At 63.6% G+C, this 23139-nt stretch carries 11 protein-coding genes; 5 read left to right on the plus strand and 6 right to left on the minus strand.

The window, feature by feature from the left end; translation table 11 throughout:
- Positions 1 to 12369: a non-ribosomal peptide synthase/polyketide synthase gene (locus tag A462_RS18620; RefSeq protein ID WP_008434516.1), complete on the minus strand. Its 12369-nt coding sequence runs from the start codon at positions 12367 to 12369 to the stop codon at positions 1 to 3.
- Positions 12370 to 12577: 208 nt separating this feature from the next.
- Here A462_RS18620 and A462_RS18615 point away from each other — a divergent pair, with 208 nt between their 5' ends.
- The gene (locus A462_RS18615) at positions 12578 to 12829 is read left to right on the plus strand and encodes a type II toxin-antitoxin system HicA family toxin (RefSeq protein WP_003208165.1); all 252 of its coding nucleotides are present in this window, start codon (positions 12578 to 12580) and stop codon (positions 12827 to 12829) included.
- A complete protein-coding gene (locus A462_RS18610) occupies positions 12826 to 13182 on the plus strand; it encodes a type II toxin-antitoxin system HicB family antitoxin (RefSeq protein WP_003208166.1) in 357 nt (118 codons plus the stop codon). Before A462_RS18615 ends, A462_RS18610 begins: the two co-directional genes overlap by 4 nt.
- On the opposite strand, the gene A462_RS18605 is transcribed toward A462_RS18610, so the two are convergent.
- On the minus strand, positions 13183 to 14355 hold the full coding sequence (locus A462_RS18605; RefSeq protein ID WP_008434520.1) for an MFS transporter: 1173 nt from the start codon (positions 14353 to 14355) through the stop codon (positions 13183 to 13185).
- A 134-nt stretch (positions 14356 to 14489) separates the two neighbouring features.
- Between A462_RS18605 and A462_RS18600 the strand changes: the two genes are divergently transcribed.
- Complete coding sequence (locus tag A462_RS18600; RefSeq protein ID WP_008434522.1) at positions 14490 to 15074, plus strand: TetR/AcrR family transcriptional regulator; 585 nt, start codon at positions 14490 to 14492, stop codon at positions 15072 to 15074.
- Between the two features lie 296 nt (positions 15075 to 15370).
- Here A462_RS18600 and A462_RS18590 read toward each other — a convergent pair whose 3' ends face one another.
- From A462_RS18590 to A462_RS18575, 4 genes are all read right to left on the minus strand, one after another.
- A complete protein-coding gene (locus A462_RS18590) occupies positions 15371 to 16882 on the minus strand; it encodes an MDR family MFS transporter (protein ID WP_003208170.1) in 1512 nt (503 codons plus the stop codon).
- Complete coding sequence (locus A462_RS18585; protein WP_003208172.1) at positions 16872 to 18002, minus strand: HlyD family secretion protein; 1131 nt, start codon at positions 18000 to 18002, stop codon at positions 16872 to 16874. The genes A462_RS18590 and A462_RS18585 overlap by 11 nt, the downstream gene beginning before the upstream one ends.
- Positions 17999 to 19447 (minus strand): efflux transporter outer membrane subunit, encoded by a 1449-nt coding sequence (locus tag A462_RS18580; RefSeq protein ID WP_008434526.1) that lies wholly within the window; start codon positions 19445 to 19447, stop codon positions 17999 to 18001. Before A462_RS18580 ends, A462_RS18585 begins: the two co-directional genes overlap by 4 nt.
- Before the next feature lie 114 nt (positions 19448 to 19561).
- Complete coding sequence (locus A462_RS18575; protein ID WP_003208174.1) at positions 19562 to 20305, minus strand: AraC family transcriptional regulator; 744 nt, start codon at positions 20303 to 20305, stop codon at positions 19562 to 19564.
- A gap of 161 nt (positions 20306 to 20466) precedes the next feature.
- Between A462_RS18575 and A462_RS18570 the strand changes: the two genes are divergently transcribed.
- Both A462_RS18570 and A462_RS18565 read left to right on the plus strand, forming a co-directional pair.
- Complete coding sequence (locus tag A462_RS18570; protein ID WP_003208175.1) at positions 20467 to 21267, plus strand: glucose 1-dehydrogenase; 801 nt, start codon at positions 20467 to 20469, stop codon at positions 21265 to 21267.
- Positions 21260 to 23086: a glycoside hydrolase family 15 protein gene (locus tag A462_RS18565; RefSeq protein ID WP_008434531.1), complete on the plus strand. Its 1827-nt coding sequence runs from the start codon at positions 21260 to 21262 to the stop codon at positions 23084 to 23086. The genes A462_RS18570 and A462_RS18565 overlap by 8 nt, the downstream gene beginning before the upstream one ends.
- The last annotated feature ends 53 nt before the right edge of the window (positions 23087 to 23139 follow it).

Here is a 23139-nt window from a genome sequence, read left to right on the forward strand (position 1 = left end):
TCAAAGGGTCTCCAGGTCTGCCAGGAAATCATGCATCTCACTCAAGTCTTCGCTGGAGTGAGGTGTCAGGTGCACCGCCAGTTGCGCGGCGTACTCCGACAGCGATGGGGTTCGAAATAAAAGGTCCAGGGGCACGGCTGCGCCTTGCTCCATTTGCAGGCGGGCTGTCGCTTGGGTCGCCAGCAAGGAATGCCCGCCCAATTCAAAGAAGTTGTCGTCGCGCCCTACCCGCGCAAGCTTGAGCACCTCTTGCCAGATCTGTGCGACGCTCTGCTCAAGCGCCCCTTGCGGCGCCACATAGGCCCGCAGCAACTGATTGGCGTCGGGCAGCGGCAAGGCTTTGCGGTCCAGCTTGCCGTTGGGCGTCAGCGGGAAGCGCTCAAGCAGCATCCAGTGCGCCGGAATCATGTAGTCCGGCAGGTCGCAGGCGAGCCGCGCCTTCAGCTCGTCGCGCAGCGCCACCAACGACTGCGCCTCGGCCGCCTCAGTACCGGCCGCAATCAGGTAGGCCACCAACTGCGTGCCACCCGGCCCTTGCTGAGGCACCACCACCGCCTCGCGGATCGCGTCCTGCGCCAACAGGCACGCTTCGATCTCTCCCAACTCGATGCGAAAGCCACGAATTTTCACCTGGTGGTCTGCCCGGCCGATGTACTCGATCACACCGTCGACGCGATGTCGCGCAAGGTCACCGGTACGGTACAGCCGTGTGCCATTACCAAATGGATCCGGGAGGAAGCGTTCGGCGGTGAGCGCCGGCCGCTCGTGGTACCCGCGCGCCAGGCCATCACCGCCAATCAGCAATTCACCGATCAACCCGACAGGGTTCGGCGCGAAGTGCTCGCCGACGATGTACAGCGAGGTGTTGGCAATCGGCCGGCCGAGGTAAGGCAAGCGCTTGTCTGTGGTCAGTGGATAAGCCGCCGACCAGATCGTGGTTTCCGTGGGCCCATAGAGGTTCCAGACCGGGCCTGCGACCGCCAGCAAGCGCTCGGCCAGGTCCTCGGCCAATGCCTCGCCGCCACACAGGCATGTGCGTCCGGCAAGACGCTCGGCCATGGGATGCTCAAGCAACATGCGCCACGTCGATGGCGTGGCCTGCACGATACTGACCTGCTGCTGTTCGATAATCCCCAGCAATGCTTCAGGGTCGTGGGCGCTCTGTTTGTCCACCAGCACCACGGCCGCACCGCTGAACAGCGCGCCGTACAGTTCCAGGCCGAAAATATCGAACGAGAAGGTGGTCAGCGACAGCAGGCGGTCACTTGCCTCGATGCCTGGTTCGCGGGCCATGCTGGCAACGAAATTCACCAGGGCACCATGGCGTACCATCACACCCTTGGGCTTGCCGGTAGAGCCCGAGGTATAAATGGCGTAGCACAGGTTATCGCCGTCCACCGACACCTGCGGATTGGCCGCCTGTTCAGGGCTGACCGGTTCATCCATTGCACTCGCCAAGACGGTGTGCACCCCTGCCGGAATCGGCAACTGGCGCAGCAACGATGCCTGGGTCAGAAGCAACTGCAACCCACTGTCTTCAATCATGTGGGCCAGGCGATCCACCGGATAGTGCGGATCGAGCGGCACGTAGGCGCCACCGGCCTTGAGGATCGCCAGCAGCCCGACGATCATGTCCACCCCACGCTCAAGGGCGATACCCACCGGTTGGTCAGCGCCGACACCGAGTTCAATCAAACGATGCGCCAGGCGATTGGCCTGGGTATTGAGTTGAGCGTAGGTCAGCGCCTGATCAGCAAACAGCAGCGCCGTGGCATCCGGCGTCTGCCGTGCCCGCGCCTCAAACAGACGATGAATGCAGTGCTCGCCCGGGTAGACGCTTGCGGTGGCGTTCCAGTCCTGCAATTGCTGGCGGGTTTCACTCGGGTCCAACAGCGTGAGGTCACCCAGTGGGCGTGCGGCATCGCTGCTCATTTGCAGCAGAAGACGCTTGAGGTGCACGCCGATCTGCTCCACCGACACAGGTGTGAAGCTCGCACATTGATAGCTGAACTGCACGGTCAGCTCGGCGCCCAGGCCCACCAGCAGGGTCAGCGGGTAGTTGGTTTGCTCCAGATTGCCCACGGCACCAAAGCGCAGACCCTGAGGCGAACCTTTCTCCAGGGCTTCTGAAATCGGATAGTTCTCAAACACCAGGATGTTGTCGAACAGCGCTTCACCACCCTGCCCCGCCCAGCGCTGGATATCGAACAACGCGGTGTGCTCGAAGTCCCGCAACGCCAGGTTCTGCGCCTGGACGCTGTGCAGCCAATCCCCCAGGCTCTGCTCGGAGCGCGGGCTGGCAATGACCGGCAAGGTGTTGATGAACAGGCCAATCTGTTGCTCGACGCCTGCCAGGTCCGCCGGGCGCCCCGACACTGTTGCGCCGAAGGCGACGCAGGACTTTGCGCTGTAACGCTGTAACAGCAACAGCCACGCAGCCTGGACCACAGTGTTGACGGTGACTTTCGCCTCTCGGGCAAAGTCGCCCAGACGGCGCGTTTGCTGCTCATCGAGGTGCAGGTGGTGGTGAGCGTAAAGGTGGGTGGCGATGGCCTGCGCCGGACGGGCAAACATCTGCGCCAGGCGAATCGGTTCATCCAGGGCGTGCAACTGCTCCTTCCAGAACGCTTCGCCGAGCGATGCGTCCTGCCGCTTCAGCCACGCGATGTAATCACGATACCGGCCAACGGGTCGTGCCACGGTTTCTGCGCTGTAGTGCTGTAACACTTCGCCGAGCAACTGCGCGCTGCTCCAGCCATCCATCAGGATGTGATGGTTGGTGTAGATCAGGTGATGACGATCAGTTGCCGTGCGTACCAGTACCAGGCGCATCAAGGGCGCGCAGTTCAGGTCCAGGCCTTGGGCGCGCTCTTCATCGGCAAGGGTTTGCAGTGCCGCATCCCGATCGGCGTGACCGCTCCAGTCGAGCACACTGAACGGCACCTGCACTTGACGCTGTACCACCTGCATCGGTTGTTCAAGATTGCCTTGCCAGATGAACCCGGTACGCAGGATGTCATGGGCATCCACCACGGCTTGCCAGGCCGCGCGGAAGCGTTGCGGATCGACGCCATCGATATCCAGGCGCATCTGGTTGATGTAATCGCCATTCCCCTGTTCGAGCAAGGTGTGGAACAGCATGCCCTGCTGCATCGGTGACAACGGGTAGATGTCGTCGATGCCTTGAGGTTCGAGCACCAGCGCATCGAGTTGGGCCTGAGACAGTTGCGCCAACGGGAAATCCGACGGCGTCACTCCCCGGTTGGCGTTGTCACAGCAATGGCCGATCAGCGCCGTCAGTTCTTGCACATAGTCGTCGGCCAGGCGCTGGATGGTCGCGGCATCGAACATCGCGCCGCTGTAGGTCCAGCTCAGGTCCAGTTCACCACCGAAGACTTTGCTGTTGAGCGCCAGCGGGTTGCCGAGCGGCCCCTGCAGGTTGACTTCTTCACCGCCGGATTCGCCGGTCGGCACAAACAGGGCGTCGTCGGCGGTATCGAAGCTGGCGTCGAACTGACCGAGATAGTTGAAGGTCAGGCACGGTAGCGGCAAGGCTTGCAAAGACTCCCGTGTCTGTTCATCGCCCAGGTACGCCAGTGCGCCGAAGCCGATGCCCCTATGCGGAATTGCCCGCAGCTGCTCCTTGATCTGCTTGAGCGACCCAGCGAGATCCGCAACCGGCGACAGCCGCGCCGGGAACACGCTGGTGAACCAGCCCACGGTACGGGTCAGGTCGATGTGCTCGAACACGTCTTCGCGACCGTGCCCCTCAAGCAACACCAACGCATTGTCGTCACCGGTCCAGCGCGTTATCACCCGCGCCAGCGCGGTCAGCAATACGTCGTTGACCTGGGTGCGATAGGCCGCCGGCGCATCCTGCAACAGCTGGCGGGTCAGGGCCCGGTCCAGCTTGCTACGAAAGGTCAGGGCCTGATCATGTTGCTGCCCGCCGTTCGGACGGTCATACGGCAAGGTTGGCGAAGCGCCCTGCAACTGTTGTTGCCAGAAACCCAGCTCGGCCTGCAGCGCAGGGGTTGTGGCGTAGCCCTGCAATGCCGCCGCCCAGGCCTTGACCGCACTGGTCCTGGCCGGCAACTGCACACCTGCGCCTGAAAGGATTTGCCGGTAGGCGTTCTGCAGATCCTCGAACAGAATCCGCCACGACACGCCATCGACCACCAGGTGATGGATAATCAGCAACAGCCGTTGAGTGCCGTCCGCCAGGTTCGCCAGCACCGCGCGTATCAGCGAGCCACCGTTCAATTGCAGGCTGCGCTGGGCCTCGTCACCCAGTGCCTCAAGGGCTGCGAGGTCCGCGACCTCCACTGGCCATAGAAGCGTTTGATCCGTGTGCGCCGCGACGTCACGGTAGTGTGCCGACCAGCCGTCAGCCCGTTCGACGAAATCCAGGCGCAAGCTGTCGTGATGCGCCACCAAAGCCTCCAGCGCCTGCTCCAGTGCGTGTGCATCCAGTGCCTGCGCCGGCTTGAGCATCACCGACTGGTTCCAGTGGTGACGATCGGGAATTTCCTGAGCGAAGAATTGTTGATGAATCGGCAACAGCACCGTGGTGCCGGTTGCCGGTCGCTGATCGATCGACGGCAGCGTCTCACCGGCCTGTGCGACCACGGCCAGCGCCTGGATGCTCTGGTGCTGGAACAGGTCTTTGGGGCTGAAGCGAATCCCCGCCTGCCGCGCACGGCTGACCACCTGGATCGAAATGATCGAATCGCCACCCAGTTCGAAGAAGTTGTCGCTGATACCCACCTGCCCAAGCTTGAGCACGTCTTGCCAGATCGTCGCCAGTTGCTGCTCCAGCGCGTTGCGCGGAGCGACGTAGGCTTGTTGCAGTTGACTGACATCCGGTTTGGGCAGGTTCTTGCGATCCAGCTTGCCGTTCGGTGTCAGCGGCATGCGTTCCAGAGACAAGACATACGCCGGCACCATATGCGCCGGCAATGAAGCCTGGAGCTGCGCACGCAGGTCTTCGCTGAAACCGGCACGGGCTGAATCGCCGACCACGTAAGCCACCAGGCGCTTGCCGCTGCCGGCGCTGCCTTCCTGGGCCACGACCACCGCTTCGCGCACACCCTGGAGGGCTTGCAGCGCCGCTTCGACCTCACCCAGCTCGATGCGGAAACCGCGGATCTTCACCTGATTGTCGATACGATCCAGATAGTCGAACGTGCCGTCGGCGCGCTGGCGCACCAGGTCGCCTGTGCGGTAAAGCAGGCCGCCAGCGGCGCTGAACGGGTCAGCGACAAAACGCTCGGCGGTCAGCCCCGGTCGGTTGAGGTACCCACGGGCCAGGCCGGTGCCCCCCAGATACAGCTCACCGGCCATGCCTTGGGGCAACAGGTTCAGGTCGGTGTCGAGCACATAGGCGCTGCGGTCACCGATGCGGCTGCCGATCGGCGCGTAGGCAGCACCGCACGGCACCTCGCGACCGGCCTTCCAGATCAGCGGGGTGACCACGGTTTCGGTCGGGCCGTAGCCGTTGATGATGTAGTCCGGATCGAGCGCACGCTTGACCCGCTCGAAACTGGCGTTCGGCACCGCGTCACCGCCAAAGCAATAGATGCGCACCTTCGGTGGATTGCCGACGCGCTCGGCATGTTCGGCCAGTTGTTGCAGGTACACCGGCGGGAACGCGACCACGGTCACGCCGTGTTCGATCATGGCGTTGTAGGTCTGCTCCGGCGTCCACAGCGTGTCGTCGCGAATCAGCAGCGAAGCCCCGTGAGTCAGGCTGGTCAGCCAGCGCTCGTGGGCACCGTCGAAGGCGAACGACATGAAGTGGAACTCACAGTCGCTGTCGCGCATTTCATAGCGCTGGCCGATGGCCTGGCAATGCATGGCCAATGGACCGTGGGCAACGCTGACGCCTTTCGGATTGCCGGTGGAGCCGGAGGTGTAGATCACATACGCAAGGTTGTGCGGGTCGAGCTGCACCGAGGGTGCCTTGATCGACTGCTCACGCAGATCAAGACGGTCCAGCTCCAGCAAGGGTACCGATTCGGCAACCGGCAGCTGCGCCGACACCGACGAATCGCTGATCAGCAGCGCCAGCCCCGAATCCTCGATCAGGTAGGCCAGGCGCTCGCGCGGGTAGAGGGTGTCCAGCGGCACATAAGCGCCGCCGGCCTTGAGCACCGCCAGCAACGCCACAATTACCGACTCGCTGCGCGGCAACGCCACACCCACACGGGTTTCAGCGCCAACGCCGCGGGCGATCAGCGCGTGGGCCAGTTGGTTGGCGCGCTGGTCGATTTCACCGTAGCTGAACTGCCGATCGTTGAAAATCACCGCTGTGCGTTGCGGGCGCTCGGCCGCCAGGGTAGCAATGCGCTGATGCACGCCGATGTCCACCGGGTACGGCTGTGGATGGTTCTGCGCTTGCTGGCGGGCCTGTTCGTCGCGGCTTGCCAGGGCGATTTCACCCAGGTTGCGTTCTGCCGACTCGGCAAACTGCTCAAGCAGTTGCAGCAAATGCGCACTGATGCCTTCGACCACCTCGCTCGCGAATTGGCCGCGGTCGAAGCTGTAATGCAACGCCAGCTGCCGGCCAAGGGTCACCGCCACGCTCAGCGCGTAGTGCGTCTGCTCCAGGTTACCCACATCGCCGAACACCAGCCCCTGCCCGGCCTGGCTCAGCGCCTGGGCTACCGGATAGTTTTCGAACACCAGGATATTGTCGAACAGCGCTTCACCGCCCTGCCCGGCCCAACGTTGGATGTCCGCCAGCGGCGTGTGTTCGAAGTCACGCAGGCTGAGATTCTGCGCCTGCACCGTTTGCAACCATTGGCCGACGCTTTGATCGGGACGCGGTGCGCCGATCACCGGGAGGGTGTTGATGAACAGGCCGACCTGTTGCTCGATGCCCGGCAAGTCCGCCGGACGACCGGCCACGGTCGCACCGAACGCGACTGCTTCGTGTCCGGTATAGCGTTGCAGCAACAGCAGCCACGCGGCTTGCACGAGGGTGTTGACGGTGATTTTCTGCTGGCGGGCAAACGCTTCCAGCGCCTGGGTGCGTTGCTCGTCCAGCGTCAGGTAATGGTCGCCGTGACCGCTCTGGCGCGCGCCTGCGGTGGCCGCGCGGGCCAGCCGGGTCGGCGCTTGCAGCGCGGCCAGTTGTTCGCTCCAGAAGTCCTGGCTCAACTGGGCGTCCTGACGTTGCAGCCAGGCGATGTAGTCGCGATAGCGGCCGCCGGCATTCGCCGGTGTGCGGCCGCTATAGCGCTGCAATACTTCGCCGAGCAACTGCGAGTTGCTCCAGCCGTCCATCAGGATGTGGTGATGGGTGTAAATCAGGTGCCATTGGTCACTGCCGGTCTGCACCAGTACCAGGCGCAGCAGGGGCGCACAGGCCAGGTCAAACCCTTGCGCTCGCTCGGCATCGGCCAGCGCCGCGAGGGCCGCCGGCTGATCGTCGCGGGCCCGCCAATCCAGGGTGGCGAACGGCAGTTGCACCTGCTTGTGCACGATCTGCAGCGGTTGCGCCAGCTCGCCCTGCCAGACGAAACCGCTGCGCAGGATGTCTTGCGCATCGACGGTGGCCTGCCAAGCGGCGCGGAAACGCTCGGGATCCAGACCCTGCACGTCGACGCGCAACTGGTTGATGTACTCACCCGCCGCCTGTTCGTACAGGGTATGGAACAGCAACCCTTGCTGCATGGGCGACAGCGGATAGAGATCGTCGAGCTGACCGGCCGGCACCGGCAGCGCATCCAGTTGCGCCTGGGTCACCCGCGCCAGCGGGAAGTCCGATGGCGTGGCTTGCGCGGCCGGCAAGGTGCAGCAGTGTTCGATCAGTGCATGCAGCTCGCTGGCATAGCGGTCCACCAGTTGCTGCACTGTCGCGCTGTCGAACATCTCGCGGCTGAAGCCCCAGCTCATCGACAGTTCGCCGCCATAGACCTGGCCTTCAACCGTCAGCCAGTTGGCCAATGGTGCCGCCAGATCCTGTGCCACACCGCTGGTTTCGGCAGACGGCACAAACAAGGCCGCGTCGTCGAACTGACGGTCGAACTGGCCCAGGTAGTTGAAGGTGATCCGCGGTGGCGCCAGTGCCGCCAGCTCGGCGCGTACTGCCGGGGACGCCAGATGACGCAGCACGCCATAGCCCAGGCCTTTGTCCGGCACCGCGCGCAGTTGCTCCTTGATCGACTTGATCGAACCGTCGAGGTCATCGCGGGCGGTGAGGTTGACCGCGAACAGGCTGGTGAACCAACCCACAGTGCGACTCAGGTCGATGTCATCGAACAGGTCTTCGCGGCCATGGCCTTCAAGCTCGATCAGCGTGCCTGCCTGACCGCTCCAGCGACTGATGGTGCGGGCCAACGCGGTGAGCAGCAGATCATTGACCTGCGTGCGGTACGCGGCGGGCGCCTGTTGCAGCAACTGACGGGTCCGTGCGGCGTCGAGTCGCCACTCGATTTTTTCACCCTGCGCATTTTGCAGGCTGGCGTCAGGTCGGTCGCACGGCAGATCCTTCGCATCCTGATGCTGGGTTTTCCAGTACATCAGTTGTTCATCGAAGCGCTGCACTTGCTGTTCGAGCCGCGCAGTCCAGCCCTGGAATGCACTGGTTTTCGGCGGCAGCTCAATGCCGCCGCCTGCCGCCAATTGTTCGTAAGCCTGCTGCAGATCTTCCAGTAATACGCGCCAGGACACACCGTCGACCACCAGGTGGTGAACGATCAGCGCCAGGCGCTGGCTGCCATCGGCCAGCGTGACCAGCAAGGCTCGCAACAGCGGGCCGTTTTGCAGGTCAAGGCTGCGCTGCGCCTCGTTGCACAAGGTATTCAGGTGTTCCCCCGACTCGGCATCGCGTAGCCACAGATCAGCGCTGGCCACTGGAGCATCGTGTTTTTGCTGCCAGCCCTCGGTGCTTTCGGTAAAACGCAGGCGCAAGGCATCGTGGTGATTGATGATGTGCGTCAGCGCTGTATCGAGCCACTGCACATTCAAGGCCTCACGGGGAGTCAGCAGCAGCGATTGGTTCCAGTGTTCGCGCACCGGCATCCCGCGGCTGAAGAAATGCTGCTGGATCGGCCCGAGCACGGCATCACCGCTCACCGGCCCCTGATCCACCGCCGAGCGTTTATCGAGGGTGGCGACCAGTGCCAGGCTGCGCACGGTCTGGTACTGGAACAGGTCACGCGGGCTGACGCGGATGCCGGCCTGCCGCGCACGGCTGACCACCTGGATGGAGATGATCGAATCGCCGCCCAGCTCGAAGAAGTTGTCTTCCAGGCCTACGCGCTCAAGACCGAGCACATCCTCCCAGATCGCCGCCAGGGCTTTTTGCAATGCATCCTGTGGCGCCACAAACGCCTGCTGCGGCGCAGCTTCCGGCAACGGCAAGGCCTTGCGGTCGAGCTTGCCGTTGGCGGTCACCGGCAATTTCACCAGCGGCATCAGGTGGGTGGGCACCATGTATTCCGGCAGGCTGTTCAACAGCCACGCCTTGAGCTCCGGTTGCCACGGCGTGGCAGGCTCGCCTCCCTCCAGCACCAGGTAAGCAACCAACTGTTTGCCCCCCTGCACCAGCACCACGGCCTCGCGCACCAGCGGGTGTTGCATCAGGCGGGTCTCGATTTCACCCAGCTCGATACGCAGGCCGCGCAGCTTGACCTGATGATCGAGGCGGCCGAGGTATTCGATCACACCGTCGGCGCGCTGGCGCACCCGGTCGCCGGTCCGGTACAGCCGCGCACCGTCATTGAACGGGCACGGCACAAAACGCTCGGCGGTGAGCGCCGCGCGGCGGTGGTAACTGCGGGCCAGCCCGGTGCCACCGAGGTAAAGCTCACCGCTGACGCCTGCCGGCACAGGGTTGAGTTGCGCGTCGAGGATGTAGGTTCCCAGATTGGCAATGGGGCGGCCGATGGGCACACTGTCGGCACCTTCGTCGATGCAGGTCCAATGGGTGACGTCGATGGCCGCTTCCGTCGGGCCGTAGAGGTTGTACAACCCGGCGCCCGGAAGCTTGGCGAACACCTGCAACTGCGCATCCAGCGCCAGCGCCTCGCCACTGCATACGATGCGCTTGAGGCTGGCGCAGGCCTGCACGCCCGGCTCGTGGATAAATGCCTGCAGCATCGACGGTACGAAGTGCAGCGTGGTGATAGCGTGCTCACCAATGGTCTCGATCAGGCGAGCCGGCTCGCGATGCTCGCCGGGTGCTGCGACCACCAGCCGTGCGCCGCTCATCAACGGCCAGAAGAACTCCCACACCGACACGTCAAAGCTGAACGGGGTTTTCTGCAACACTGCGTCGCTGGCATCCAGGCCATAAGCCTGCTGCATCCAGCACAGGCGGTTGACCAGCGCACGATGGCTGTTGCCTGCGCCCTTGGGCTTGCCGGTGGAGCCGGAGGTGTAGATCACATAGGCGAGGTTCAGCGCGTGCACGTTGACGGCCAGAGGCTCGCGGCCGTAATCGTCGAGCCAGCCTTGTGCCTGGTCGAGTGCGATGACGTGGATGCCGTCGACCGGCAAGGTCGACAGCAGGCTCTGCTGGCTGAGCAGCAGCCCGATGCCACTGTCTTCGATCATGTAAGCCAGGCGTTCGCGGGGGTATTCAGGGTCCAGCGGGACGTAGGCGCCGCCGGCCTTGAGAATCGCCAGCAGGCCGACCACCATTTCGATGGAGCGCTCGATGCAGATCCCCACCAGTACGTCCGGGCCAACACCCTGCTCGCGCAGGGCATGGGCCAACTGGTTGGCGCGCGCGTCGAGCTGCGCGTAGGTCAACTGCGTCGCGCCGAACACCAGGGCAACGGCATGCGGAGTGCGTTGTACCTGGTCTTCGATCAGGTGGTGGATGCCACGTTCGGTCGGGTACGTTTCGGCCGTCTGGTTCCAGTCATGCACCAGCACGTGCTGCTCTGCGGCGGCGAGCATCGGCAGTTCACCGATGCGCTGGCTGCCATCGGCGACCATCGCCTGCAACAGGCTGAGCCAGTGCCGGGCCATGCGCTCGATGGTGGCGGCGTCGAACAGGTCATTGGCATAGGTCAGCGCGGCGTGCAGGGTGCCGGACTTCTCGTAGGTGTCCAGGCTCAGGTCAAACTGGGTGGTACGGCCTTGCCATTGCACCAGGGACAGTTCAAGCCCGGAGGCGGTGTTGACCGCGGCGATGTCCGCCACTTGCGGCTGATGGTTGTACATCACCTGGAACAGCGGCGTGTGGCTCAGGCTGCGCTCGACTTTCAAGGCTTCTACCAGGCGTTCGAACGGCAATTCCTGATGGGCCTGGGCGCCCAGTGCGTGTTCCTTGATGCCTTGCAGCAATTCGTCGACGCGGGTTTGCCCGGTCAGTTCGGTGCGCAACACCTGGGTATTGACGAAGAAACCGATCAGCCCTTCGACTTCGCTGCGGTTGCGGTTGGCAATCGGCACGCCAACCCGAATGTCGCCCTGCCCGGTGTAGCGATGCAGCAGCACGTTGAACGCGCCGAGCAGCAACATGAACAAGGTCACATTGTGTTTTTGCGCGCAACTGCGCAACTGCGCAGCCAGCGCCGGATCAATCGCAAAGTCATGCCGGGTGCCCTGGTAGCTGGGCATCGCCGGGCGTGGATGGTCGATGGGCAGTTCCAGTACCGGGTGCTCATCTCCCAGGCGTGCCTGCCAGTATTCCAGCTGACGAGCCTGCTCGCCGGCCTCCAGCCAGCGGCGCTGCCAAAGGGCGTAGTCGCTGTACTGGATCGGAAGCGGCGCAAGTGGCGGCAGCTCATGACGCTCATGGGCGTCGTAGCAGCGAATGAACTCGTCGATCAGCACGTTCATCGACCAGCCGTCGGACACGATGTGGTGCAAGGTCAGCAGCAGCACGTGTTCCTGCTCGGCCAGCTTGAGCAATTGCACCCGCAGCAGCGGGCCGTTGGCCAGGTCGAAGGGCAACAGCGACTGACGGGTAGCGGCCTGCATCACCGCCTGCTCACGCTCGGCGGGTGCCAGGGCGCTGAAGTCCAACTGTTCGACCACCAGCGGCGACTGTGCGGCCACTTGCAACAGACGATCATCCGCCTGGCGCTGGAACACCGTGCGCAACGTCTCATGGCGGGCCACCAGGCTGGCGAACGCCTGCTCGATCGCCGGCAGGCTCAAGGCGCCCTTGAGCCGTACCGCGCCGGGCAGGTTATAGGCGCCACTGGCCGGATCCAGTTGCCACAGAAACCACATCCGCTGCTGCGCATAGGACAGCGCCTGCCGGTCCTCGGCCTCCACCCCTGCCGGGATCGGAAACCGGGAAAAATCCACCCCTTCCTTGTGCAGCGCCTGGAGGAACATCTGGCGTTTTTCCAGGGGCAACCCGATAAACCGGCGAGCAAGTTTCAAGGAGTCTTCAGCGTTCATTTCTTGGGATCCGGGGCAATAGGCAGGAAGCACAAAGGCACGTCGTCCCTATAAAACGAATCCGGAAGGGAAAAATTAGCGGGGATTGGGGGCGCAGACCACGGTGTCATCAAGGGTTACATCAAACACCGAGAGGCTCGGCGCGGCTGTCCTATCATTGACGCAACCCATCAATTGCAACTACATTTAGTTGCAGGCCAGAATCGCCGTGTCGAAAAATGAAAAGCTGCTGGCCAAACTGCTCAATGAGCAATCGGCCTTTACCTGGCCCGAACTCGTCACGCTGCTGCGGCGCCGGGGATACACGCAAATCGAAGGGGCGGGTAGCCGGGTCAGGTTCGACATAGGCGACCCCAGTGCAATGATCACCCTGCACAAGCCTCACCCCGGCAACGAACTGAAACACTACATTCGGCGCCAGATCATCGAACAATTGAAATCAGGAGAACTGATTCAGTGAACAACCAGCTGAAACACAAAGGCTACATCGGCTCCATCGAAGCCAGCATCGAAGACAACTGCCTGTTCGGAAAGCTGCTTTTCATCAAGGCCCTGGTCAGCTACGAGGGCAAAACCGTCGCCGAACTGGACGCCGCCTTTTGCACCGCCGTGGACGACTACATCGAGACCTGCCAGGCCCTTGGGCAAGCACCGGAAAAGCCCTGCAAGGGTTCGTTCAACGTCCGTGTCGGCCATGACCTCCACCTGGCCGCCGCCCTCGCCGCGACCCGGCAAAAAGTCACGTTGAACGATCTCACGCGCCAGGCGCTGAACGAATTCCTGCAACATCGCGGCGCACTGGTGACCGGGTAATCACCCCAGCCGCCGATACCCCAGCACCGCCGCCCCAAGCACCACCGCACCCGCCGCCAGCGCCACCCAGAACCCGCTGGGTGCGCCGAAGCGGTCGATCATCCAGCCGGAGCTGGCAGCACCAATGGCCACGCCGATGCTCAGGCCGGTGATCAGCCAGGTCATGCCTTCGGTCAAGCGGCTGGGCGGAACGATTTGTTCCACCAGGGCCATGGACACGATCAGGGTCGGGGCGAAGAACAGGCCGGAGATGAAGATCGCGGCCGCCAACCCCGGAATATTCGTCACCAGCAACAACGGCAACGTGGTCACGGCGGTGGCCACGCCGCAGTACAAGAACTGGCGCGGCAGCGGTGCTTTCAACTTGAGCGCACCGAACGCCAGCCCGGCCAGACACGAACCGATGGCGTATACCGACAATACAATGCTCGCCGCGGCGGGCTGGCCCTGATGCTGGGCGAACGCGACACTGACCACATCCACCACCCCAACGATGATGCCCATGGCCATCAACAGCACCATCAGGATCAACACCGAGGGCGAGGCGATCAGCCAACGGCCGTGCTCGGCGTGATGTTCATGCACCGGTGGCTCGGTCTGGCGTTGCAGCACAAAGGCGGTCACGCCCACTGCCAGAAACAGCGCGGCAATCAACGGCCCCGCTTCGGGGAACAGCAGCACGCACAGACCCACCGAGACCGGCGGGCCAATGATGAACACCACCTCGTCGAGCACCGACTCCAGGGCAAACGCCGTTTGCAGTTTGGGCTGGCCGCGATACAGCTCGGTCCAGCGCGCCCGCACCATGGCCGACATGTTGGGCATGCAACCGGCCAGGGCGGCAAAGACGAACAGCGTCCACGTTGGCGCCTGCACCCGGGTGCAGAGCAACAGCAGCAACAGCGCGCCGCCGCCGATGGACGCGGCCACCGGCAACACCCGGCCCTGGCCATAACGGTCCACCAACCGTGAGACCTGGGGCGCGCAAAACGCGGTGGCCAGGGCGAAGGTAGCGGTCACCGCACCGGCCAAACCGTAACCGCCGTGCACTTTCGACAGCATGGTGATCAAGCCGATCCCGGTCATGGAGATCGGCATGCGGGCGAGCATGCCCGCCAATACAAAAGCCCTGGAACCTGGCGCCTGGAACAGCTCGGCGTAGGGGTTTGCCATGGTGTGTAACCTCTTCCTGAGCGCCCTGAAACTTGCTATTCGAGGTTTTCGGGGCAAAATACATACGGTGCGTATGTGACAAATCATGCGTAACATACGCGTCGTATGTCAATCACCTATTGTGAGCCTTACCCATGAGCCGAGCCCGTGCCGACATGATCGAAGACACCCGCGCCCGCCTGATCGCCAGCGCCCGCCAGGCCTTCGCCACACAAGGCTACGCCCAGACGTCAATGGACGATTTCACCGCTCGCGCCGGCCTGACCCGGGGTGTGTTGTACCATCATTTTGGCGACAAGAAAGGCTTGCTGGCGGCGGTGGTTGCGCAGCTCGACGGTGAAATGGATGCGAGCCTGCAGCGTATCTCGGAACAGGCTGATAATCCTTGGGAAGGGTTTTGCGAGCGCTGTCGGGTTTATTTGCGTATGGCTCAGGATCCCGAGGTCCAGCGCATCGTATTGCAGGATGCCCCGGCGGTGCTGGGCGCCACCGACCAGCAGCAATGCGTGGACTCGCTGCGCCAGCTGCTCGATGACCTGATGCAAGCGGGCCTCATCGAGCAGGCGTGCAGCCAGGCGCTGGCGAGGCTGATCAATGGCAGCCTGGTGAGCGCATCGCTGTGGATCGCTCAGGATGAACACCCGGGGGCGCGGCTGGAAGAAGCCTTGCAAGGGCTGGAGTTGTTGTTGCGCGGGTTGAAGCCCAATGTCGTTCGCTGAAATGGCTTGCGATTCGACACGGTTGCTCACCCGCGCCGGGCTGAATGAGACAGTCAGATCAAGATCAAAAGCAGCGCTGCTTTTCTGTAGGAGCCGGCTTGCCGGCGAAAAACGGGAGGCCGCCGCGTTCATTCAGGACGCCAACGTCATCGTTAACGTCCTTCGCGAGCAAGCCCGCTCCCACATTTTTGACCGTGCCCCACTCAAGGCGGCCGGGAGGCCGCTGTGTTCTTGACCTTAAGCGTCCCGTTAAACCACGCTGGCCGAACGCCGGAAAGTCACCCACAGCACTGCCCCTAGATACGCCGCAACATCAACGCCGCCACCCCACACGCCGCCAACGCCACGCACGCCAGAAAGAACGCATCACTGTAAGCCATCAAAAACGCTTGATGACGAACACTCTGGTCCAGCAGGTTCAGCACCACCTGATGTTCCGGCAATTGATCCTGCAGCACCCCGCCACCGGGAAGCTGCTGTTGCAAGGCCGGGTCAAACAGCGTCACCGACTCGCCAATACGCGCCGAATGCACCCGCTCGCGCACCACCACCAATTGCGCCAGCAGCGCCGTGCCGACCGCGCCCCCCAGGTTGCGCAGCATCGAGAACACCGCCGACGCCGACCCCGCCTGCGCCTTGGCCAGGCCGTGCACCGCCAGCACCGACAACGCCACCATGATCAGCGGCTGGCCCATGCCGCGCACCACGATCGAGGGCACGATCACATTGCTGGCGCTGTCCGCCGACAAGTGCGCACCCATCCAGCAGCCCAAAGCCATGATCGCGAACCCCGAAGCCACCAGCATTTTGGCGCTGACCCACTTCATCAGGCGCGGCAAAAACGGCGCCATGATCAGTTGCACCAGACCATACGCGATCAGGCTCACGCCAATTTCGCTGGCGTTGTAGTGCTGCAATTGCGACAGGTAGTTGGGCACCAGGAACACCAGGCCATAGGTACTGGCGCCGAAGATAAACATCGCCACGCTGGCCACCCCAAAGTTGTAGTGGCCCAACAGTCGCAGGTTGATAAAGGCGTGCGCGCCCCATAATTGCCGGGCAACGAAGCCGATCAGGCCCACCACCGCCAGCAGTGTCATCCACACGATAAAGGGCGAGCCGAACCAGTCCTTGCGCCCGCCCTCCTCCAGCACGATCTGCAACGCACCCAGGCCCAGCACCATGCAGCCGATACCCAGCCAGTCGCCCTGGCGCAGCAGGCCCAGCTGCATCGGCTGGCGGTCAATGGACCAGGCCACCGCCGCCAGCAACGCGATCCCCGGGAACAGTTGCAGGTAGAAGATCCAGCGCCAGGAATAGGCATCGGTCAGCCAGCCGCCAATCGACGGCCCGGCGGCCTGGGCCACACTGTTGGCCAGGCTGAACAAGGCCATGCCCAGCGGGATCTTGCTGGGCGGCAGCTCGGTGATGATCAGTTGGAATGACAAGGGAATCAGCACCGCCCCGGCCGCGCCCTGCACCACCCGGATCAGGATCATCACTTGCAGGTTGGGCGACAGCGAACACGCCACCGAGGCCACCAGGAATATCCCCGAGCCCCACAGCATCACCCGGCGCAGGGAAAACACCTGCACCAGCCACGCGGTGAGGGGAATCATGATGATCTCCGCCACCAGGTAAGCGGTGGAAATCCACGAACCCTCCTCAAACGTCGCGCCCAGTGCACCTTCGATTTCCGGTAGTGCGGCGCTGGTGACGTGCACGTTCATCCCGGCCATGAAGCAGCCGAACAGCCCGCCGATCACCGCGACCCAGGCGCGAAACGGCACACGCCCTTCAGCCTCCATGGACGTGCTCCTGGCTGGCGGCAGGGCGGGTATCAACCGTGGCAATCACCGACATGCCCGGCAGCACCCGCGACTCACCGGGTTCCAGGCGAATCTTTACCGGAAACCGCTGGACGATCTTGGTGAAGTTGCCGGTGGCGTTGTCCGGCGGCAACAGCGCGAACACGGCACCGGAGCCGGGGGCGATGCTTTCCACTTTGCCGTGCCAATGTGCGCCGGCAAAACTGTCCACCGCGATTTCCACCGACTGCCCCGGCGCCATGTGCTGCAACTGGGTTTCCTTGTAGTTGGCAATCACATAGGCCTGCTCCACCGGCACCACAGCCAACAGCGGCAGGCCGGGCATCACGTATTGCTGGCGCCGGACCTTGCGCTGGCCCACCACGCCGTCAAAAGGCGCGCGGATCTCGGTGTCCTTCAACGCATTGCGGGCCAGCGCGAGGTTGGCCTGGGCCTCGCCGATGCGTGCCTGATGCTCGACGATTTGCGCCTGCGCCTGTTGCCGGCGTGCCTGCAAGACCTGCAACTGCGCCTGCTGCCGCGCGACCTGGGCGCTCGCCTGGGCCAGGGCCGCCTGGGCCTTGGCCTGGCTGGCGCTGACAGTTTCCAGGTGCTGGGCGCTGGCCACCTGTTGCGCGACCAATTCACGATAACGCTGGTAATCGAGCCGCGCGCGCCGGGCTTCGGCCTCGCCACTGCTCAGTTCCGCCCGGGCCTGGGCGATGCGTTGCTGTTGCTCGCCCATTTGCGCGTCGAGGGTTTGCACCGATGCCTGCTGTGCGCTCGCTGCTGCTTGCGCCTGTTGCAGTTGCGCCTGGGCGCTGTTCAGACGCTCGGTGAAATCCCGCTCATCGATACGCACCAGCACATCCCCGGCCTTGACCGGCTGGTTATCTTCCACCAGCACCTGGGCTACATACCCGGCAATTCGCGGGCTGATAGCGACCCAATCAGCGCGCACATAGGCATCGTCGGTTTCTTCAAGAAAACGCCCCCATTGCCACCAGTACCCGGCAAAGGTTGCCAGCCCCACCAGCGTCGCGAGGGAAGCCGTGGTCACCAGGGCGCGACGATGACGTTGCATAACGGTCAGGCGAATGGGTTCAACAGCCTGGTTCATGGTTTGGCTCCATTGACAGCGACAGATAAGGGGGCGGTTGGATCGTCACGCTGCCAGCCGCCACCGAGGGCCTGGAACAGGTCGATCTGGCGGTTGATCAAGCGCAGGTCGGACTCGGCCACGCGGGCTTCAAGGCCCACCAGGCTGCGTTCGCTGTCCAGCAGTTGCAGGGCATCCAGCGCGCCGGAATGGTAGCCGCGGGAGGCCAGGTCGAAGGCGCGGCGGTTGTTGTCCAGGGCGGCGGCCAGGGCCTGCCCACGCTGCTGTTCGCCCTGGTACAGGGCCATGGCCTGCTCCACCTGCTTCAGTGCGTTGAGCACCGTACCGTCAAACCGTGCCAGGGCCTGGCGCGCTTCGGCCTGGCTCTGCCTGACCCGCGCCTGGGCGACCTGCCGGTTGGGAAAGCGCCAGGACACCAGCGGCCCGACGGAATACACCGTGGCGTAGCGGTCCCCGAGTTTGCCCAGGCTGCTGGCGGAGGAACCGAGCATCGCGCCGAAGGTGATCCGCGGGTAAAGCTCGGCGCGGGACAGGCCCACCGTCAAGGTGGCTGCGCGCAATTGCCCTTCGGCGCGGCGGATGTCCGGCCGCCGTTGCAGCAGTGCCCAACCCTCGTCCACCGGCAAAGGCGCCTGCAACTGCGGGGCCTGGGTACAGCTGCGTGGCGTGACCTGCTCCGGCGGCAACCCGCTGAGCACGGCCAACTCATACAGCGCGCTGCTGCGCCGGGCCGTGAACATCGGCAACGGTGCCCGGGTTTCTTCCAGCAACCCTTGCAGGCGCGCCAGGTCGAGTTGCGTGGCCGCGCCGGCCTTTTGCAGCTTCTGCGTGACCGCGACGCTCTGCTCCAGCAGCTGCACCGAGTGCGCCTGCACCTGTTCGCGCACACCATAGACGCAGGCCTGGGCATAGGCGCGGGCCGTCTGCGCGGCCACCGTCACCCGCAGCTCATCCTCCAGCGCCCGCGCCACCTGGGCATCCGCCCGTGCCGCAGCGATGCGATAACGCACCTCGCCCCACAAATCGAGGGTGTAGCTCAGGGAAAACTCAGGGGTGTGGCTCCATTCGGCACCGGCATGACGGTTAGTCGCCTGGGCCAGCGTCTGGTCATCGCGGCTGCGACCGTAGGCCAGGCCATAGTCCAGGGAAGTCGACGGCAGGCGCTCGCCGTCTGCCTGTTCCAGCCGCGCCAGCAACGCATCGACATGGGCGGCGGCGGCTTCGAGGTCTTTGTTCTGGTGCAGGGCTCGCGCCACCAGGGCGTCCAGTTGCGGGTCGCGGTACAGCTGCCACCAACGGGCGGGCAACGCCTCCGCCGACTCGGCGGAGAGCCGCGGTGCAGGCTGCGCCGTGACGGTCGACGGTTGACCGGGCACACCAGTGCACCCGGCCAGCACACTCAACAGGGCGATGGGCATCCATGGGTGAAAAGAAGGGCTGTGCATCACAAGGCTCGCTCAAGAAGGAGCCTTGCAGATTAGGCAGATGGCCTGTCCGATTCGCCCGCGTCAGGGCCATGTATCGTCGCTAAACGGACAATAGCGTTACCTGACGCAACACTAAACTCCGGGCCGAAAATGACTTGGCGGATAACCCAGCGACTTGCGAAACATCGCGCTGAACGCACTCGGGCTCTGGTAACCATGCTCCAGCGCCACCTCCAGGATCGACACGCCCTGGGCCAGCAACTTCAAGCTCAGGGCCAACCGCGCACGCTTGCGCCATTCACCGAAACTCATGCCCAACTCCCGCTGGAACACCCGGCTCAGGGTGCGGGCGCTCATGTTCAGGCTGTCGGCCCAGGATTCCAGGCTGCTGTCGTCAGAAGGGTTGCGGATGAAATGCGTGCACAGCCTGGCCAGCCGTGCTTCGCCGGGCACCGGCACGTGCATCGCCACAACCGGCGCGGCGAGCAGTTCCATGCGGATCAACTCGATCATGGCCTGCAGACGCGGGCTGTGGTGCCCGGCAATCTGCGTGGCGGCGACGATCAGCTCCCGCAGCAATGCCGACACTTCAATCACCTGGCAGGTGCGCCCCAGCCCCGGCTCGGCCTCGGGCATCAGGAACAGCGTGCGCATATGCACCTCGCCGGCCATGCGGATCTCATGCGGGGTGCCGGCCGGCACCCACAACGCATGCCCGGACGGCACCAGCCAACTGCCCTGGGCGGTGCTGACCACCATCACCCCGGACACGCCGTGGATCAATTGCGCCTGGGCGTGGCAATGGGGATGCACCACGTCATCGTTGCGGTAGTTGTCGGCGTAGGCTTCAAGCCACGGGCGGGGTGGGCTGTTCATCGGCTGAGGTCTCGCATCAATCAAGCGTCGATTCTAGCGAAAAGTCCTGTGGCAAAAACGATAGATATAGACAGCCATCGTCGCATTCCAGACAGCCGGTGAACTTGTAGGCCGCCCCGCCAGTCAGCTAGTTGGGCACTCTGAAAAAGGTTGGGTGGGCAATGCGCATTTCGTTGGAGCAACAAGTGGCGCTGGTGACTGGCGCCAGTTCAGGAATCGGCGCGGGGGCCGCCAAGGCCCTGGCCGAGGCCGGAGCCGCCGTGGTACTGAACTACAACGCCCAGGCGGCGCCCGCTGAAGCACTGGCGGCGCAGATCAACGCCAACGGCGGCCGGGCCATTGCGATTGGCGCCGACGTGTCGAAAGAGGCCGATGTGGAGCGCCTGTTTGCCCAGACCCTTGATGCCTTCGGGCACCTGGACATCCTGGTGGCCAACTCGGGCATGCAGAAAGACGCCGCTGCCGTCGACATGACCCTCGACGACTGGAACACCGTGATCGGCGTCAACCTCACCGGCCAGTTCCTCTGCGCCCGCGCCGCGTTGCGCATCTTCAACCGCCAGGGCATCCGCGAAGGTGTTTCCCGGGCCGCCGGGAAGATTATCCACATGAGTTCGGTGCACCAGGTGATTCCCTGGGCCGGGCACGTGAACTACGCCGCGTCCAAGGGCGGCGTGGAAATGCTGATGCGCACCCTGGCCCAGGAAGTCAGCCAGCAGCGCATCCGCATCAACGGCGTTGCGCCGGGGGCGATCCGCACGGCCATCAACCGCGCCGCCACCGAAGGCGCGGCCGAGGTGGAACTGCTCAAGTTGATTCCTTATGGCCGCGTGGGTGACGTCGAAGATGTCGCCAACGCGGTGGTGTGGCTGGCCAGTGATGCCTCTGACTACGTGGTGGGCAGCACCCTGTTCATTGATGGCGGCATGAGCCTTTATCCGGAGTTTCGTGGCAATGGTTGATCTGAAAAACGAACCACAAAGTGCCATTGATGCCCACGGCATCATCGGCGACATGCGCAGTGCAGCGCTGGTGAACGACAAAGGCAGCATCGATTTTTTCTGCTGGCCGGAGTTCGACAGCCCCTCCATCTTTTGCTCATTGCTGGACTCCCCCGCCGCCGGCATCTTCCAGCTCACGCCGGACCTGCCCGACGCCCGCCGCGAGCAGATCTACCTGCCCGACACCAACGTGCTGCAAACCCGCTGGTTGAGTAATGACGCGGTGGTGGAAATTACCGATTTCTTGACCGTCAGTGAAGAAGTTGACGACCTGCCGATCCTGATTCGCCGGGTGCGGGTGGTCAGCGGCAAAGCGAGCATCCATATGCGCTGCGCAGTGCGTCATGACTACGCCCGCGCCCAGACCCGGGCCACTCAAGATGACGGCGACGTATTGTTTGAGGCCGCAGACCAACCCGGCCTGCGCCTGACCAGCAGCCACACCCTGCAGCTGGATGGCGACGCTGCCGTAGCATCCTTTGAACTCGGCCAGGAAGAAGGCGCCGAGTTTGTCCTCGGCGGGCTGGACGATGCCCGAGTCAAAAACGACTGCACCGACCTGTGCCTGGAGCGCACCCTTAAGTTCTGGCGCGGCTGGATTTCCCAATCCAACTACCGTGGGCGCTGGCGCGAGATGGTCAATCGTTCGGCCCTGGCCTTGAAGCTTTTGACCTCGCGCAAACACGGTGCAATCCTCGCCGCCGCCACCTTCGGCCTGCCGGAAACACCCGGCGGCGAGCGCAACTGGGACTACCGCTACACCTGGATCCGCGACGCCTCGTTCACCGTCTACGCGTTCATGCGCCTTGGGTTTATCGAGGAAGCCAACGGCTACATGCGCTGGTTGAAAGGCCGGGTGGGTGACTGCTGCGATCAGCCGATGAAAATCAACATCCTGTACGGCATCGACGGCCGCCAGGAACTGCCGGAAACCGAGCTGAGCCACCTCAGCGGCCACGGCGGCGCGCAACCGGTGCGCATCGGCAACGAGGCGTACGACCAGGTGCAACTGGATATCTACGGCGAGTTGATGGACGCGGTATACCTGGTCAACAAATACGGTGAGGCCATCTCCCACGAGGGCTGGAAACACACGGTGGAAGTAGCCGACCAGGTCTGCGAAACCTGGAACCACAAAGACGTCGGCATCTGGGAAATGCGCGGTGAGCAGCATCACTTCCTGCACTCAAGGCTGATGTGCTGGGTGGCCCTGGACCGGGCGATCCGCCTGGCGTCCAAGCGCTCGCTACCGGCGCCGTTTGCCCGTTGGGACCAGACCCGCCAGGCGATTTACGCCGATATCTGGAGCAACTTCTGGAACGAAGAACGCGGCCACTTCGTGCAGCATATCGGCAGCACCGCGCTGGATGGCTCGATGCTGTTGATGCCTCTGGTGCGCTTCGTTGCGGCGACCGACCCGCGCTGGTTGTCGACACTGGAGGCGATCCAGAAAAGCCTGGTGCGCGATGGGATGGTTTATCGCTATCGCAACGACGACAGCCAGATTGATGGGCTACAAGGCACCGAGGGCGCGTTTGCAGCGTGCTCGTTCTGGTACGTGGAATGCCTGGCCCGGGCCGGGCAAGTGGAGAAGGCGCATCTGGAGTTTGAACAGTTGCTGCGCTATGCCAACCCGCTGGGTTTGTATGCCGAAGAGTTTGATAACCAGGCACGGCATTTGGGCAATACACCGCAGGCGTTGAGCCATTTGGCGCTGATCAGCGCGGCAACGTTCCTGGACCGAAAGTTGAGTGGGGTGAAGACGGTTTGGCAGCCTTGAGCCCGAGCACAATCTGAAGGCAATTGAGTAACCTTGTGGGAGCTGGCTTGCCT

The sequence above is a fragment of the Pseudomonas sp. Ag1 genome, assembly GCF_000278565.1.
Classification (GTDB): Bacteria; Pseudomonadota; Gammaproteobacteria; order Pseudomonadales; family Pseudomonadaceae; genus Aquipseudomonas.

What these genes read in the sequence shown, in the direction of transcription:
- A462_RS18620 (WP_008434516.1), bottom strand. Translation starts at nt 12,369, where the DNA reads ATGAACGCTGAAGACTCCTTGAAACTTGCTCGCCGGTTTATCGGGTTG.
- A462_RS18605 (WP_008434520.1), bottom strand. Translation starts at nt 14,355, where the DNA reads ATGGCAAACCCCTACGCCGAGCTGTTCCAGGCGCCAGGTTCCAGGGCT.
- A462_RS18600 (WP_008434522.1), top strand. Translation starts at nt 14,490, where the DNA reads ATGAGCCGAGCCCGTGCCGACATGATCGAAGACACCCGCGCCCGCCTG.
- A462_RS18590 (WP_003208170.1), bottom strand. Translation starts at nt 16,882, where the DNA reads ATGGAGGCTGAAGGGCGTGTGCCGTTTCGCGCCTGGGTCGCGGTGATC.
- A462_RS18585 (WP_003208172.1), bottom strand. Translation starts at nt 18,002, where the DNA reads ATGAACCAGGCTGTTGAACCCATTCGCCTGACCGTTATGCAACGTCAT.
- A462_RS18580 (WP_008434526.1), bottom strand. Translation starts at nt 19,447, where the DNA reads ATGCACAGCCCTTCTTTTCACCCATGGATGCCCATCGCCCTGTTGAGT.
- A462_RS18575 (WP_003208174.1), bottom strand. Translation starts at nt 20,305, where the DNA reads ATGAACAGCCCACCCCGCCCGTGGCTTGAAGCCTACGCCGACAACTAC.
- A462_RS18570 (WP_003208175.1), top strand. Translation starts at nt 20,467, where the DNA reads ATGCGCATTTCGTTGGAGCAACAAGTGGCGCTGGTGACTGGCGCCAGT.
- A462_RS18565 (WP_008434531.1), top strand. Translation starts at nt 21,260, where the DNA reads ATGGTTGATCTGAAAAACGAACCACAAAGTGCCATTGATGCCCACGGC.